Source organism: Clostridium sulfidigenes (genome assembly GCF_000732635.1).
GTDB lineage: Bacteria > Bacillota > Clostridia > Clostridiales > Clostridiaceae > Clostridium_J > Clostridium_J sulfidigenes.
Map to the genome: position 1 here is coordinate 73,227 of NZ_JPMD01000024.1, position 15,608 is coordinate 88,834.

The window sequence follows — 15,608 nt, forward strand, 5'->3', positions numbered from 1 at the left end:
ATATTATTAGGTTGTACTATATAAAATGCTAAATTATATTATTAGGTTGTACTATATAAAATAGATTAAGCTAAAGTGTGAGGTAATTAATAAATATATAAGGTAAGGTGAGTAAAATGAATTATGAAATATTAGCAAATACAATTTTCCCTAACATTGATAAGGAGCCTGAGTATTATATTTCAAAGTACCCGAAGAGAAACCTTAAAGAAGGTGCCAAGGTTACTAGATATGCTCCAAGTCCAACAGGGTTTCAACATATAGGAGGAGTATTTTCTGCATTAATAGATGAAAGAATAGCTACTCAAAGTGAAGGAGTTTTTTATTTAAGAATCGAAGATACGGATCAAAAAAGAGAAGTGGCTGGTGCTATTGAAGATACTATAAATACCATGCATAAGTTTGGGTTAGATTTTACAGAAGGTATGACAGGGGATAATACATATAAAGGTGAGTATGGTCCTTATAGACAAAGCGAAAGAGAAGAGATATATAAAACTTTTGCTAGAGATCTAATTAAAAAGGGGCTTGCTTATCCATGTTTTTGTACATCAGAAGATCTAGAACAACTGAGAGAAAAACAAATTAGTGAAAAATTAACTCCAGGATATTATGGAGAATATGCAATCTGTAGAAATTTATCTCCAGAAGAAGCTTTAAAAAGAATAGGTGAAGGTGAAAAATATATTATAAGATTAAAATCCCCGGGTAATCCAGAAAACAGAGTTGAGTTTCACGATTTAGTTAAAGGTGATATCTCTTTCCCAGAAAGCAATCAGGATATAGTTATAATTAAATCTGATGGACTTCCAACCTATCATTTTGCTCATGCTATTGATGATGCACTAATGGGAACTACTACTGTAATTAGGGGAGAAGAGTGGCTATCATCTCTTCCAATTCATATTCAACTTTTTGATGTTCTTGGATTTGATAGACCTGAATATGCACATACTCCTACAATAATGAAGTTAGATGGAGATTCTAAAAGAAAACTATCTAAGAGAAAAGATCCCGAAAGTGCAGTAAGTTATTATGATGAAGAAGGATATCCTATGATATCTGTTATAGAATATTTACTTAATATAATAAATTCTACTTTTGAACAGTGGAGAGAAGAAAATCCATCATCTGATTATCATGAATTTAGAGTATATCTAGATAAGATGAGTAAAAGTGGTGCTTTATTTGATATTGTAAAATTAAGTGATGTAAGTAAAAATGTAATTTGCAAGTTAAAGGCTGATGTGGTATATGACTACTATATAAATTGGGCTAAGAATTATGATAAGGAAATGTATGACATAGTAACTAACAATGAATTAATGTGTAAAGAAATATTCAATATTGATAAAGAAGGACCAAAACCTAGAAAGGATTTTGCTAAATGGAATGATGTTAAGGAAAAAATATTCTTCTTTTTTGATGAATTATTCAACAGTACTTCAGAAGAAATAGAATTTCCTAAGAATATAGATTTAGCAGAAGCTAAAAGGGTAATAGAAGCTTATGCTAAGGCATATAATTTTAATACTGATAAGGATACTTGGTTTGAAGAGTTAAAAGTAGTAGCTGTAGAATTAGGGTACGCTACAGATAGAAAAGCCTTTAAGAAAAATCCTGAAAATTACAAAGGTATGGTTTCAGATGTAGCTGGATGTGTAAGAACGGCATTAACTTATAGAAATAATACACCAGACCTTTATACTATTATGCAAATAATGGGAGAAGAAAGAGTTAGAAATAGATTTGCTAAATTTTTAAAACTATAATTAGAAATATAGATAAAAATCATCTCTGTAATTTTATAGAGATGATTTTTTATCTATAACTGAAACATACTTATTACCCTCAATATAGTACCTCCAAAGAAAATCTTTTGCCTCTTCAGCGTAATCAATGCCAATCCTTTTAGAATATACAATTTTGAAATCTTTAAAATCGTCTGCATATAAGGATAACTCCTCACTTAATATAGAATGGGTATTTAAAGATTTGTCTATATTAAGGGCTATACATAGTTTTCCAGGACCAGAAGTGAGATTTAATATTTCTCGAGGCTTAAGCTTAGTAAAAGGTTTATTAAATCGGTTTTCACTCATAACTTCAATACCTTCTATTGGTTCAATGGCACGAATTAAGACTCCTTGAGGATCGCCTTCACAACCGGTTACTATATTCATACAGTTATACATTCCATATATTTTATATACGTAGGCTATACCAGCACTTTTAAATAAAGGTTCCGTTCTAGTGGTTTTCTTATAGTTATAGGCATGAGAAGCTTTATCAATTTTTCCCACATAAGCCTCAGTTTCTACAATTCTACCAGTGAGCTTATATCCCATATAATTCCTTACTATTATTTTACCTAAGAGGTCCTCAGCAACTTTTCTTGCGTCCCTACGAAAAAAATCAAGGGAAAGGTTTTCAAATTTCATAAATATCCTCCATATTTATTTTACAAATGTAATATTTAATCTTTTATACTATATAGTTTAGGTTAAAATCGCTTAGATTATTTATAATATATCTATATAAAGATAAAATATCTAGTAATTTTCATTTAATTGAATTAAAATTTGAATTAATAATTTAAATCTGTATTATATAAATGAAAAAATAAATATTAACTATTTTATGATAGTATAGTTTGAATTTTCAGGGAGGAATTATATATGAAAATTAAAATAGAAACAGTGCTAATTACTGGAGCTTCGTCTGGAATTGGATATGAGCTTAGTAAAATATTTGCTCGAAATGGCTATAACTTAATTTTAGTTGCTAGAAGAATTGAAGTTTTAAAAAGGATTAAAGAGGAGCTATCAAAGATTTATGGAATAGAAGTTATTATAATTGAGAAAGATTTATCTAAATCTCATAGTGGAAATGAGGTTTTTAATGAAATTATAAATTTAGATATAAGGATAGATGTACTAATAAATAATGCTGGGGTAGGTTATTGTGGTCTATTTCATGAAATTAATATGGAAAGTCATGGTTTAGTAATACAAACTAATATGGTTGCTTTAACGGAGCTTACATATTTAATTTCTAATCAAATGATTAAAAATGGGGGTGGGAAAATCCTAAATGTGGCATCTACTGGTGCTTATCAACCAGGACCTTATACTGCAGTATATTATGCATCAAAAGCTTATGTATTATCTTTAACTGAAGCTTTATCAATCGAACTTAAAAAGTATAATATTCAGGTAAGTGGACTTTGTCCAGGAACTACAAAAACAGATTTTCATCAAAGAGCTGGCAAAAGAGAATTAAGAGGAGCTATGTCGCCTAAGTTAGTTGCTGAAATAGGGTATAAAGAATTTATGAAAGGAAGAAGCATAATTATACCTGGGATTAAAAATAAAATTGCTATAGGAATATCTAAGGTTTTACCTAGAAAACTATTGGGAAAAACCGTTGGATGTATCCAAAATTCGGCTATTTTACTTAATAAGTAATATTTTTGTAGGAAATGTATTAATAATAATGTATAATTATATATTATATGGCTTTAATTTCATATAGAGGGGGTAAAAATTTGAAAACACAAGATGTATTTTGGGGTATAATCGGAATTCTTATTGTGACTTTAATCATAGTTTCTATATTTAATATAAGAATTAGAAGTTCAATAAGAAGACTAACTAATGAAATGGAGAAAATTGCTCAAGGTGATTTAACAAAGAAACTAAAGGCAAACAAAATTAGAATAATAAAAGAACTAATAGTTTATTCCAATAACTTTATGATAAAGGTTAGAAGGCTTATAGGAAAATCTACAGAAATTAGTGATAGGATACTTATAAACTGTGATGTCTTAAGTAAAGATATGAAAAATATGGAGTTACATGTGGTTGAAAATGTAGAATCTATAACCACCATATCGGATGATATGAATAATCAGGTTGATAAAGTTGTATCTGTTAGAAGTGATATAGAAAATATTGTTTTAAATCATGGAACTATGGTTAGAAATTCTCATAGCGTGGAAAAAACAGCTATGTCAATGATGGAATCTGTAAGTGAAAGCAAGAGTGAGTTTGATAAACTTATTAATAAGATGGAAAAATCACTATGTTTGGAAAAGGAACTCTCTCTTAGGATAAAAGCCTTAGAAATTGGTGCACAAAAAATTCAAGATATATCTGATACTGTAAAAGAAATAAGTGGTACTACAAATTTATTATCTTTAAATGCATCCATAGAAGCTGCAAGAGCAGGAGAAGCTGGAAGAGGTTTTTCTGTAGTGGCTGAGGAAATAAGAAAGTTGGCAGAAATGTCATCTGTACAAGCAGATGAAATTCAAAAGATAACAGATAATGTTCAAAAAGATATATATGAATTTGGATCTATAATGGAAGAAGACTTATCAGTTATAAAAGAATCTATTTCATACGCTAAGAAAAATAGTGAAAATTTTCAATCTATATCTAGTTCTAGTATGAATACATTAAACTCTATACAAGAAATAAATAAAGCTATTGAGGAGCAAAATGCAAATTTAAGGAATATAGAGCTATCTATAAATAGCATTTCTAATTTTGTTTCTAAAACTACCATTCATGTACAAAATACAGCAGAAAGTTCTAAGGCTCAACTTAAGGTAGTAAAGCGTGTTTCTGATAATATCAAAGAAGTTGTAAATATGAATAAAGATATGAAGCTTATAATATCATCCTTTGCACAAAATTATATTTTAGATGAAGATACTGAAAAATATATAAATAATGCTAAAAATATTTTGAATAGTGTTGCAAAAGAAGGCGCAATAATATCTTTAGAAGAAACTAAGTGTAATAAAACATTAAAAGAATTTGTGAAAAAATATCCGTTCTTTTATCTACTATCAGTTATGGATATAAATGGAGATACTAAAGGGATAACCCTTGAGGGAAGCAGGGAAGAGTTATATTGTAATTATTCTCATAGACCATACTTTAAAGAATCCATTAAAGGATTAGTATATAAGTCAGAGCCATATATATCTTCTGATACTGATGGATATTGTATAGCTCTTTCAGTACCTATAAAGAATAATAGTGGACAAGTGGTAGGTATTGTAATGGGAGATTTAGTATTAGAAAATAATTAAAATGAAGCTATCTTAGTAATCTAAGATAGCTTCATTTTAATTCTTAGTTTTATAGACTTCTAAAGCTCTTGCTAATTGATCTGGGCAGGAGGTATCTTTTGAACCGCACTGGATTCCTCTTAGCCTTGATATAACTTCATTAATATCCATGCCTTCTACTAAACTAGAAATACCTACTAGATTACCGTCGCAACCACCTATAAAGCTTACATTTTTTATTTTATTTCCAACTACGTCAAAGTTAATTTCTTTTGAGCAAACTCCTAAAGCAACATATTTCATTTATTATTTCCTCCTATGCAAACTTACATACTATTTGATAATACTGTAATAAGGTTAATATTTCAATATTATCAAATGATTATTTTAAAATTAAATAGATGATTTTGAAATAATTAAAAATGTTTAACTAATTATGAAGTTTACTAGCTATTATTTCTTTAACCACAGTAGGAAGTTTTTCTTGTTCTTCTTTAGATAAATTTTTAGTTTCAATAGGAGGATGAATAAATAACTCTACATTAGCAGCCTTAATTCTATTGTTATTAGCTTCCATAAGTTTATAGGAACCATTTATAGTTATAGGTACAATAGGTGCATTAGATTTAGTTGCTAGTTTAAAGCTACCAGCTTTAAATTCACCTAGAGGACCACCCTTGCTTCTAGTACCTTCTGGGAATATAACTAGTGAATGACCAGCTTTAATTATTTTTACACCTTCAATTATAGCAGCAGCAGATTTTCTAAGATTACTTCTATCCATAAATACACAGTGAATATATTGCATCCAGGTTCTAACTATAGGTATTTTTAAAGTTTCAACTTTAGCAATAAAACCTTTTGGTTTATTAATATAACTCATTAATAGTGGAATATCAAAATTTCCTTGATGATTACTAATAAACACTACGGGAATATTAGATGGAATATTATCTTCACCATAAACAGATACTGTTGCTCCGCTATATTTAAGCTGCGACATAGCCCACTTTGAGGTTACTTTATGTATATAAGCTTCCATTTCTTCAGTTTTTCCTTGTTTCTCTAAAGAATTAACTTTATACATTGGTCCAATTTTGGTCAAAAGACTAATGGCAAAATGACCAAACCAAATAATTGTTTTAAACATAATAAATCCTCCATTATAATAACGTATATTAGTAATTATAGTACAGAGTGTTAATTTAATAAAGAATAAAAAACCTCATATTAAGGTAATTGTAAAGTTTTAGTTTATTATTTAGTAAAAGTTTAAACAATTTATATGAAGAAAGTGGTATAATCCAATATAAGATAATATAGAAAGGGTGATATCTATGACTTTAAAAGATATAGACATAAAAAATAAATTTAAAAATCTTGAATTAGAACAATTAGAAAAACATAATGAAAAATTATCTTCAGCATTAGTTGCTGGTGTAGTTATTGCTGCTATTGGAATTGGATACAAGGTAACTAGAACTATTATGAAGGTAAAAGGTAAAAAATAGTGTAACTTAGTGTCTATAAAATTTAAATTTAAAGCTTATAGGAAGTGAATTAAATGTATGAGATATTAAAGGAGATGGAAAAAGAATTAATAGATTTAGAATCTATTAATTTAAAGGATTTGAAAGAGGAAAATACAGCGATAATAGTTGTTGATATGGTTAGGGGTTTTTATGATGTAGGACCTTTGGCGTCTTCTAGGGTGAAGAATATAATAAGCCCTTTAGTGAAGCTAAATGATAAAACTACAGGTTATAAAAAAATATTCTTTATAGATTGTCATGAAGAAGACTCTAGTGAGTTTAATGCATATCCACCTCACTGTATAGCTAATACAGTAGAATCACAGTTAATAGAAGAACTAAAGGTCTATACAAAGAATAATAGAATTATAAAGAAGAATAGCACTAATGGATTTCATGCTAAAGAATTTCAACAATGGCTTAAAGAAAATTCTAGCATTAATAACTTTATAGTTACAGGTGTTTGCACAGATATATGTGTAGAAACCTTAGCCATATCCTTAAAAACCTATTTCAATGAATTTAATGAAGAAAAAAGTATAATAGTTCCTATGAACTTAGTAGAAACTTATGATTTAGGAATACATAATGGAGATTTGATGAATTTAATAAGTCTATACAAGATGAAAATAAATGGTATAAATATAGTTAAGTATATAGAATAATAAAAATGAGTGGACAATTCCACTCATTTTTACTTACAAATAAGTATCAAACCATTGAAGAGCTTCAGAAACTATAGCCTCTGTTATATAATGGTTTAGTCTGTCGTAGGTTTTCATATCTACTAAATCTTTATTTTGGTAGTGATCTTTTATTGCATTAAAGAAAGCAATTTCACTTTTAATTGGCACTAAAGCATCCTTATCCCCGTGAAGTAAAAGAAGAGGAGTATTATTAAAATTATTAATATTATTTATAGGGCTATATGAAGATAGTTCATTTAAGCTTTTATCTATATAATCCTTATTATCTTTATACTGATCCCCAATTATTTCTAAAGTCGCTTCAACCCAAGCCCCAGAGCTATTCATAATTACTCCAGCCTTAATGCATTTATTATGAGCAATGATACCAGAAGTAATCATTCCTCCCATGGAATGACCAGATACTCCAATTCTGTGTTCATCTATATTGTAGTTAGATTTAATATAATCAAGAATAAAACTGAATTCCTTTACAGAGGATAACACCGTTGGCCAAAACTTAGTTAATCCACTTTCACCTTGCCAATAATCTATTGTTCCACGTTCACCATGATTTATTGAATCAGGTATAACCACCATATATCCATTGCAAGCTAAGAAACTCCCTAGGTTTTTATGAACATCCTTATTAGAACTCCAGCCATGATAAAAGAATATTACAGGAAGTTTTTCAGTAAAATTTTTAGGATATATTATTAGAGTAGATATATTTTCAATATATACTTTTTTAAAATTGACTAAATTATTAATCCACATTGTCTTGCCTCCTTTAAGATTCCCCAATTATAATATAATTTATATCATTTAATAAAAAAAAATAATGTTTTTTATTTTACTTATAAATTACATTATACATAAATTATTATAATTTTAAAAGATAATTACCATTACTATTGAATAGGCTAATATTAAAAATTAAAGAAAAAAGACCATATTAAATTAATAAAATATGATCTGCTTTTCTTTAAAATAAATATAACTAAATATTAGAAATTATTCTAGAATATGAAGTGAGCAATAATTGAAATTATAGGAAGAGTTATTAAAGTTCTTTCTATAAATATTATGAACAATTCTTTTATATTAACGGGTATTTTAGAACCTAGCAATAAAGCTCCCACTTCGGAAAGATATATAAGCTGGGTTATAGATGTTGCAGCTATAATAAATCTTGTCATATCACTTTGAATTCCACCTGACATTATAGATGGTAATAGCATGTCTGCGAATCCAGCTACTAATGTGCTAGAAGCTGCTGCCGCTTCTGGAATTTGAAGAAGTTTTAAAATTGGAATAAAGGGTAAACCAAGAATTTGAAATAATGGTGTATATTCTGCTAACATTAGTGCTATAGTTCCTACAGCCATAACTACAGGGATTACTCCAAACCACATATCTACAACATTTAATGTTCCTTTAGTAAATACATCTTTTTTTAAGGATGAAGATTTAGCTTTATCTATAGCTTTTTCTAACCCAAATTTAAAAGGCGTATACCCTTCAGGAAGAAGTTCTTCCATAGATTTATTTGTATTATTATAGTATATATCCTTTTTTGTTGATAGTGGGGGTAATTTAGGCACTAATATTGCAGCTACTAAACCAGCAAAGGTAACTGATAGATAGAAGGGTAAAAACATATGACTAAGCCCAACGGTATCAATTACAACTATGCTAAAGGTTATTGAAACTAAAGAGAAGGTTGTACCAATTACACAGGCCTCCCTTTCAGTATAATACCCATCAACATATTGTTTACTTGTTAAAAGAACACCAATAGTACCATCTCCAAGCCAAGAAGCAATACAATCTATTGCAGCTGAACCAGGAAGATTAAAAATTGGTCTCATTATTTTTACTAGGAGAGAGCCTACAAATTCTAAAAGTCCGAAATTAAGAAGAAGAGGTAGAAATAATCCAGCAAATAAAAATACTGAAAAGAGTATAGGAAGTAAATCAGATAAAATCATTCCTCCTGTATTTTCTGACCAAATTGCTTTAGGACCTATTTGAAACATTGTACATATTATGAATATTCCACCTAAGACTCTGATAATAAACCAAATATTATTTACATTGAAAAGAGAATTTAAAAAATTATTTTTAACAATAAATTTAGGCTTTAATGCTTTAGTTACTATTGTAAAAAATGCGGTTACAACTATTATTATTGTTATTATGTATGGAAGTGATTGGCCAAGAGCTTCTTGAACATAGGTTGATAAGGTTGCAACAGGTATAACTACTTCTTCTCCTTTGGTAATTGGAATCATAAATAAGAAGATACCTAAAGAAGAGAATACAAGAAATTTAATTACAGCTAATATATATGAATAATCTTTATTATTTGCTGATATAGACACTTTATTGCTTTTACTTTCCATTTATATACATCCTTTCTGTAACGAATTTATGTATAATTATACATAAGCTTTCCCTATAATGCAACATAATTATACACAAATATTATATTTAACTTTAAAAAAATATAATATTTTTGAAAAAAATGTAAAAATGTATAGACATTTGTACTATGACATTTGATTGAAAATATATTAATTTTAAACTGAACTTACATAAGAGAGTTATATGAAAAGTTATTTACTAATTTATTTTTAGTTATAGGAATTAATAATTATTAATGAGTTAACTGCATAAAAATAATAAGTGTAAGTAATAATTATACTTATTATTACTACTTACACTTATCTAAAAGTAAATACTTAGTTAGGGTTATATTGAAAGGTAGCACATAAGGTTTCTTCACTAGTAGATGAGGTATAACCAGAAATATCAATAGAGTTTGCAGTGCATTTGAGTTTTTTATTATAAATACATTGTTCTGCCTTACAATTTACATTAGAATAAGGAGTATTTATACTTATAGAGTTTGTTAATGCACTTGATTTGTTTATAAAGTTTTCACAATTTGTACCATCAGGTTGATAGGTATTGGAACCCCCAATGGTTATCTGATTTAAATTACAGTAGTTGGAATTATTATGTATACAGTTGTGAACTGAACATTGAAGTAAAACCATTTTATCTCCTCCGAAAATAATTTTACTTTAGTATACCTAATTATTCTATTTTTTATACAAAATCATAAACTTCTTAAAATCTTCCTCACTAAGAAACATATCTCCAATGCTACCGTGTTTAGTATCATCCTTAGAAATTCCATGAAAATCAGAACCACAAGTTATTATCATATCCCTTGATTTAGCTAAGGATATAAATTCATCGGTTTCTCTTTTAAAGTTTTGATAATACAGTGCCTCAATACCATGAAAATCATAATTTAATATATTTTTAATAGGTGTTTTTTTAATAAGTTTAGGATGTGCTAGAATTACAATGCAATTATACTTTTTAAGAAGTTCAATTCCTTCTTGTATGGATATATGTTTATTAGGAACATAGGCAGGGCTATCATTTCCTATAAATTTGTCAAAAATATGTTGAAAATCAAAGGGATATCCAGCATTTACTATGGCTTGTGCTATGTGAGGTCTAGCTATAACACCATTACCAATTTTTAAAACATCATCTACATTTATTTTAATGTTAAAGTATTTGTCTAAATTTTTAACTATAGATGAGGCTCTAGTTTCCCTGTTTCTCTTTAAATTATTAAGAAATTTAATTAAGGTTTCATCTTTGTAATCATTTCCTTTAAAATATCCCAAGATATGTATGCTTTCTCCATTGTGATTACAACTTAACTCTATTCCAGGAATAAAATTAAGAGAAATTTCATTGGCTTTGTTTAAAGCTTCGCTAATACCTTCAGTGGTATCGTGATCTGTTATAGATAAAAGTTCAACATTTTTATTTTTAGCCATTTCAACTACTTGAGAAGGGGAAAACCTCCCATCAGATGCAGTTGTATGACAGTGAAACTCTGCTATAATATTCATAAATATCTCCTTCCTTTGTATAGTAAATAGATATAATAATATAGATTTATTATATCTTAAGTGTAGTATTATTTATACTATATAAGTTGATTCTATAAGTTGAAAGAAAATTTTATAGATATTATCCTATTACATCATAAAAATAATTGTCATAATTGAAATAAAGTTATATAATAAAGTCACAATGAAAAATACTTAATAAATTTAAAGGAGATAAAAATGAAAGGTGAAACAAGAAAAAGAATTGCGACATTAGATAATAGAATAAATACTACAAAGCTTGTAAAATTATATATCCTACATTATTTAATATATGAAAATAATGAGGAATATGGATTGGAAATAGTGAATTATATAAATAAAAACTTTACTAAAGTTTCTAATGGGTTGGTGTATCCACTTCTTAGAGATTTGGAGGAAAATTTATATCTTACAGCTAAATGGGAAGATTTTGATAGAAAAAATAAACGTTTATATAAAATTACTGATGAAGGTATAGAACACTATAAAAAAATAAAGGTAGATTATTTTCATGCCATAGAATATAATATTTCTATTTATAATAATGTTTTAAATCAAATTTATAAGAAATAATAGACAAGTTTTATAGCATTATTCAAAGATGGCTCATTCCTATTATTAATCACATATGTAATATTAAAGAATATTATATATGAAGAGATTAATTAATGGGAGGCTTTAAATTATGTATAAGATAACCTTAGACCCTGGACATGGTGGAAGTGATCCAGGAGGCGTTTATGGTGATCTAATAGAAAAAGATATTACACTAACTATAGCTATAGAATGTGAGAAAGAGCTACTTACACATGGAATAAAAGTTCAAATGACAAGAAATACTGATAAATATCTAGGACTTTCTCAAAGAACTACTATTGCAAATAACAATATGTCAGATTATTTTATTTCTATCCATTGTAATGTAGGTGGAGGAGATAGAGGTGAAATAATTTATTCTATATATAATGGTAAAGGTTTAGAACTTACAAATAAAATTAGTAATGAAATTATGAATATTGGACAGACTCAAGTTAAAACTTATAATAGAATGAATAAAAATGGAAGAGATTATTTTCCTTTGATAAGAGACACTATTATGGATGCAATTATTATCAAGTGTGCTTTTATAGATAATGAAGAAGATAATAAGATAATTAGTACTATTGAAAATCAAAAGATATTTGGAAAAGCTATAGCGAAAGGTATTCTTTCTCAACTAGATATTGATTGTACTGACATGGATTAATTTAATAATATTTATTTTGGTAGTTTCAAAAATATAAATATTAAACGAACAATTATAAATGAAGAAAATATTAGACCCATTAGTAGATTAATTCTAATGGGTCTAATATTATTTTATACTTTTTATATAAATACTAAGTATATCCTCATAGGTTAATGGATAAGGATGATTTTTAAGTTTTGCTTTATTAGAATTCATATAAGAAGTATAATTTTTTAATTCATCAAGGGTTATTTTCAAATCCTTTGAAAATAATTCATCTATAAAGTTTCCAAACTCATCTACATTTGAGAAGTTCAATAAAGATATGATTTTATCCACTTTATCCTTAGAATTATTTGCGTATATTTTAAGATATTCTTTTAAAAGAATTCCATTAGCCTTACCATGAGGTACATTATGATAATAAGTTAATGAATATCCCATTCCATGAGGAATGGATGTGCCGCTTTGTGAAATTACCATACCAGCAATAGAAGATGCTATTAATAAATTTTCACGTATTTTAAAGGGAATATTTTCTGAAGATATATATGAAATACATTCACTAAATATCTTTAAACCACTTTCTGCAAGAGCATTGCTAAAGCAGTTAGAATTAGTAGATAAATACCCTTCTATTAAATGTGAAAGTGCATCTATAGAAGTATTTATTGTTACATTTTTAGGTGTATCCATCAAGTAAGTAGCATCTAAAAAAGATACTACAGGAAAAATTTTAGGGCAAATACCTCTTTTATTTTTAATGTTATGATCTGTTAATATAGAGTAAGGTGTAGTTTCGGTTCCAGTTCCAGCAGTGGTAGGAACTGCAACGATCGGAAGAGAATTAAGAGCGGAATTTGTAAATAAATCTTCAATAGTGGCTTGTGAATTAAAAAGAAGAACCCCGGCAGCTTTAGATGCATCTATAGGTGAACCTCCACCTATTCCAATAATAAAATCGATACCTTTATCTTGGGCGAATAATTTTATTTTAATAATTGTTTCTGTAGATGGATTTTCTTCTACATCATCAAATATATGATAATCTATATTGTTTTCTTTTAAGGAATTTACCACATGGTTTAAAGAACCATTAGTTTTAGAAGAATGTTTACCAGTTACTATTAAAGCAGTACTCCCTAAAGAATTCATTATACTACCGTGATTTGCTATTGCGTTTTCTTCACATATAATCTTTGTTGGCATAAAAAATATTGGATTACTCAAAATTTTATTCCTCCTTAAAGTTAATTGTAATATTAAAATTTTATCTTATATTTTAATATAGCATCTATTACAAGTTTTCTCAATTCATTAGAAGGATAACTTTATTATAAATTTTTATCTGTAAGATCTATTATTATTGAATATTTAAATTAATTTTGAAAATAATAGTTAATAGGGAGGTGAGCTTTATGGCTAAGAATAAGCAAAACAAACCTAAGAAGTCTTCCAATAAGGTGAATGGTGAACTAACTTCTATGAATGACAAATCAAATGACAGTAGAAATTCTAAAACAGGATATATGGAACAGCAACCTAATTCTCACTTAAATCAATTTAAATAAGTCTAGGTTATACTTAAACCGATAACACTACAAAATATTAATATGTAGAGTTATCGGTTTATTGTTTAATTAGATTGATTTTTTTATTAATAAAAATTATAATTCTTTTTATTAGAGTTATGAAGGGAAGTTTAAGATGGAAGAGAGATTACAAAAATATATGGCTAGATGTGGTGTTGCTTCTAGAAGAAAATGTGAAGAAATAATATTATCTAATAGAGTTAAAGTTGATGGGGATATAGTAAAGGAATTAGGAACAAAAATTGATTCTAGAGTTAATGAAGTTAGAGTAGATGATAAAGTAATAAAACCAGAAGAAAAAAAGATATATATAGCACTTAATAAACCTACAGGATATATATCATCTGTAAAGGATGATAGAGGTAGAAAAACTTTATTGGATATTGTAAAAGTAGATGAAAGGATATATCCTATTGGAAGGTTGGATTATGATACTTCTGGATTAATTCTTCTAACTAATGATGGTGAAGTTTATAACAATGTAATGCACCCAAGAGTTTCTATTAATAAAACTTATATAGCTATAGTAAAAGGAATAATCAATGATGATGAAATACATAAATTTGAAAAAGGAATTGATATTGGGGATTATATTACTGCACCAGGAAGATGTGAAGTGTTAAAAAAATATAAAAATAGTTGTGAAGTTGCTATAACTATCCATGAGGGGAAAAATAGGCAAGTGAGAAGAATGGGTGAAGCAATTGGACATCCAGTTGTAAGTTTGAAGAGAGTTTCAATTGGTGAAATAAAATTAGATACAGGGTTAAAAGAAGGTCAATGGAGATACCTAAGTGAAATAGAAATACAATACCTAAAGAATGGAGGAGATAAAAATGTTTAAATACTTAGGAAATATAACAGATTTATCTCACTATATAATTGAAAATTTTGTGGTGGATAAAAATATAGCGGTAGATGAGACTCTTGGGAATGGTGGAGATTGTGATTTTCTAAGTGAGAGCTTTAAAAAAGTTTATGCATTTGATATTCAATCAGTAGCAATAGAAGAATATAAGAAAAAGAACAAAGATAATGTAAAACTCATTTGTGATTCTCATGAAAATATAGAAAAACATATAACTGAAGAAATAGATGTAGCCATATATAATTTAGGTTTTCTACCCGGTGGTGACAAATCAATAACTACGGAGGCTGAATCTACACTAAAAAGTATTAAAGAAACTTTAAAAATATTAAAAAATGGAGGTTTTGCCATTCTATCAGTATACATTGGTCATAATGAAGGTCTTCGTGAAAGTGAACAGATACTAAAATATGCAAGTTCTCTACCAAAAGATAAATATGGAGTAATGATTCATAAAGTTATAAATAGGAGTGAAAGGGCTCCATATTTATTAGTCATTGAAAAGAAGTGATTGCTCTAAAACAGTGATTTTACAATGCTTAATACAGAAACTTAAACTATGTTATAAGTTTATAATTATCTCTTATATAGGAAAAAATTCATAAAATTAATAATCATAGAAGTTTTATGTTGAAGGATAATCCATACTGTGTTAATATG

Annotated in this window: 18 protein-coding genes; 10 read left to right on the plus strand and 8 right to left on the minus strand. The window is 27.7% G+C overall.

Annotated features, from left to right (window positions below):
• Positions 1 to 116 precede the first annotated feature (116 nt).
• The gene (gene gltX, locus IO99_RS09960; protein WP_035132943.1) at positions 117 to 1,772 is read left to right on the plus strand and encodes a glutamate--tRNA ligase; all 1,656 of its coding nucleotides are present in this window, start codon (positions 117 to 119) and stop codon (positions 1,770 to 1,772) included.
• A 33-nt stretch (positions 1,773 to 1,805) separates the two neighbouring features.
• Here the strand turns inward: gltX and IO99_RS09965 are convergent, their stop codons facing one another.
• On the minus strand, positions 1,806 to 2,441 hold the full coding sequence (locus IO99_RS09965) for a DNA-3-methyladenine glycosylase (RefSeq protein ID WP_035132945.1): 636 nt from the start codon (positions 2,439 to 2,441) through the stop codon (positions 1,806 to 1,808).
• 237 nt (positions 2,442 to 2,678) lie between these two features.
• Between IO99_RS09965 and IO99_RS09970 the strand changes: the two genes are divergently transcribed.
• Together IO99_RS09970 and IO99_RS09975 are read left to right on the plus strand one after the other, a co-directional pair.
• On the plus strand, positions 2,679 to 3,467 hold the full coding sequence (locus tag IO99_RS09970; RefSeq protein WP_035132947.1) for an SDR family NAD(P)-dependent oxidoreductase: 789 nt from the start codon (positions 2,679 to 2,681) through the stop codon (positions 3,465 to 3,467).
• Positions 3,468 to 3,547: 80 nt separating this feature from the next.
• Entirely contained in the window at positions 3,548 to 5,101 is a 1,554-nt protein-coding gene (locus tag IO99_RS09975; protein WP_035132949.1) for a methyl-accepting chemotaxis protein, read from the plus strand.
• 36 nt (positions 5,102 to 5,137) lie between these two features.
• Here IO99_RS09975 and IO99_RS09980 read toward each other — a convergent pair whose 3' ends face one another.
• Both IO99_RS09980 and IO99_RS09985 read right to left on the minus strand, forming a co-directional pair.
• On the minus strand, positions 5,138 to 5,383 hold the full coding sequence (locus IO99_RS09980) for a TIGR03905 family TSCPD domain-containing protein (RefSeq protein ID WP_035132951.1): 246 nt from the start codon (positions 5,381 to 5,383) through the stop codon (positions 5,138 to 5,140).
• A gap of 127 nt (positions 5,384 to 5,510) precedes the next feature.
• Positions 5,511 to 6,230: a lysophospholipid acyltransferase family protein gene (locus IO99_RS09985; RefSeq protein ID WP_035132953.1), complete on the minus strand. Its 720-nt coding sequence runs from the start codon at positions 6,228 to 6,230 to the stop codon at positions 5,511 to 5,513.
• 187 nt (positions 6,231 to 6,417) lie between these two features.
• Here IO99_RS09985 and IO99_RS19055 point away from each other — a divergent pair, with 187 nt between their 5' ends.
• Positions 6,418 to 6,591, plus strand: coding sequence for a hypothetical protein (locus IO99_RS19055; protein ID WP_156964330.1), 174 nt, complete (start codon positions 6,418 to 6,420; stop codon positions 6,589 to 6,591).
• A gap of 53 nt (positions 6,592 to 6,644) precedes the next feature.
• On the plus strand, positions 6,645 to 7,277 hold the full coding sequence (locus tag IO99_RS09990; protein WP_035132955.1) for a cysteine hydrolase family protein: 633 nt from the start codon (positions 6,645 to 6,647) through the stop codon (positions 7,275 to 7,277).
• A 33-nt stretch (positions 7,278 to 7,310) separates the two neighbouring features.
• Here the strand turns inward: IO99_RS09990 and IO99_RS09995 are convergent, their stop codons facing one another.
• The 4 genes from IO99_RS09995 to IO99_RS10010 all read right to left on the minus strand — a co-directional run bounded on the left by IO99_RS09995 (position 7,311) and on the right by IO99_RS10010 (position 11,239).
• Positions 7,311 to 8,075: an alpha/beta hydrolase family protein gene (locus IO99_RS09995; protein WP_035132956.1), complete on the minus strand. Its 765-nt coding sequence runs from the start codon at positions 8,073 to 8,075 to the stop codon at positions 7,311 to 7,313.
• A 242-nt stretch (positions 8,076 to 8,317) separates the two neighbouring features.
• Positions 8,318 to 9,682 carry a YjiH family protein gene (locus IO99_RS10000; protein ID WP_423219424.1) on the minus strand — a complete coding sequence of 455 codons (1,365 nt, stop codon included), beginning with the start codon at positions 9,680 to 9,682 and terminating at the stop codon, positions 8,318 to 8,320.
• A gap of 360 nt (positions 9,683 to 10,042) precedes the next feature.
• Entirely contained in the window at positions 10,043 to 10,360 is a 318-nt protein-coding gene (locus IO99_RS10005; RefSeq protein ID WP_035132960.1) for a DUF1540 domain-containing protein, read from the minus strand.
• 45 nt (positions 10,361 to 10,405) lie between these two features.
• Positions 10,406 to 11,239, minus strand: a complete 834-nt coding sequence (locus IO99_RS10010; protein ID WP_035132962.1) for a PHP domain-containing protein — start codon at positions 11,237 to 11,239, stop codon at positions 10,406 to 10,408.
• A 219-nt stretch (positions 11,240 to 11,458) separates the two neighbouring features.
• Between IO99_RS10010 and IO99_RS10015 the strand changes: the two genes are divergently transcribed.
• Positions 11,459 to 11,833: a PadR family transcriptional regulator gene (locus IO99_RS10015; protein WP_035132964.1), complete on the plus strand. Its 375-nt coding sequence runs from the start codon at positions 11,459 to 11,461 to the stop codon at positions 11,831 to 11,833.
• A gap of 112 nt (positions 11,834 to 11,945) precedes the next feature.
• Positions 11,946 to 12,506, plus strand: coding sequence for an N-acetylmuramoyl-L-alanine amidase (locus IO99_RS10020; protein WP_051824040.1), 561 nt, complete (start codon positions 11,946 to 11,948; stop codon positions 12,504 to 12,506).
• 108 nt (positions 12,507 to 12,614) lie between these two features.
• On the opposite strand, the gene IO99_RS10025 is transcribed toward IO99_RS10020, so the two are convergent.
• Positions 12,615 to 13,718: an iron-containing alcohol dehydrogenase family protein gene (locus IO99_RS10025; RefSeq protein ID WP_051824041.1), complete on the minus strand. Its 1,104-nt coding sequence runs from the start codon at positions 13,716 to 13,718 to the stop codon at positions 12,615 to 12,617.
• A gap of 188 nt (positions 13,719 to 13,906) precedes the next feature.
• On the opposite strand from IO99_RS10025, the gene IO99_RS19060 reads away from it, so the two are divergent.
• The 3 genes from IO99_RS19060 (at position 13,907) to mnmM (ending at position 15,459) form a co-directional block, all read left to right on the plus strand.
• The gene (locus IO99_RS19060) at positions 13,907 to 14,059 is read left to right on the plus strand and encodes a hypothetical protein (RefSeq protein WP_156964331.1); all 153 of its coding nucleotides are present in this window, start codon (positions 13,907 to 13,909) and stop codon (positions 14,057 to 14,059) included.
• Positions 14,060 to 14,195: 136 nt separating this feature from the next.
• Complete coding sequence (locus tag IO99_RS10030) at positions 14,196 to 14,924, plus strand: pseudouridine synthase (RefSeq protein WP_035132966.1); 729 nt, start codon at positions 14,196 to 14,198, stop codon at positions 14,922 to 14,924.
• Positions 14,917 to 15,459 (plus strand): tRNA 5-(aminomethyl)-2-thiouridylate-methyltransferase MnmM, encoded by a 543-nt coding sequence (gene mnmM / locus IO99_RS10035; protein ID WP_035132968.1) that lies wholly within the window; start codon positions 14,917 to 14,919, stop codon positions 15,457 to 15,459. Before IO99_RS10030 ends, mnmM begins: the two co-directional genes overlap by 8 nt.
• The last annotated feature ends 149 nt before the right edge of the window (positions 15,460 to 15,608 follow it).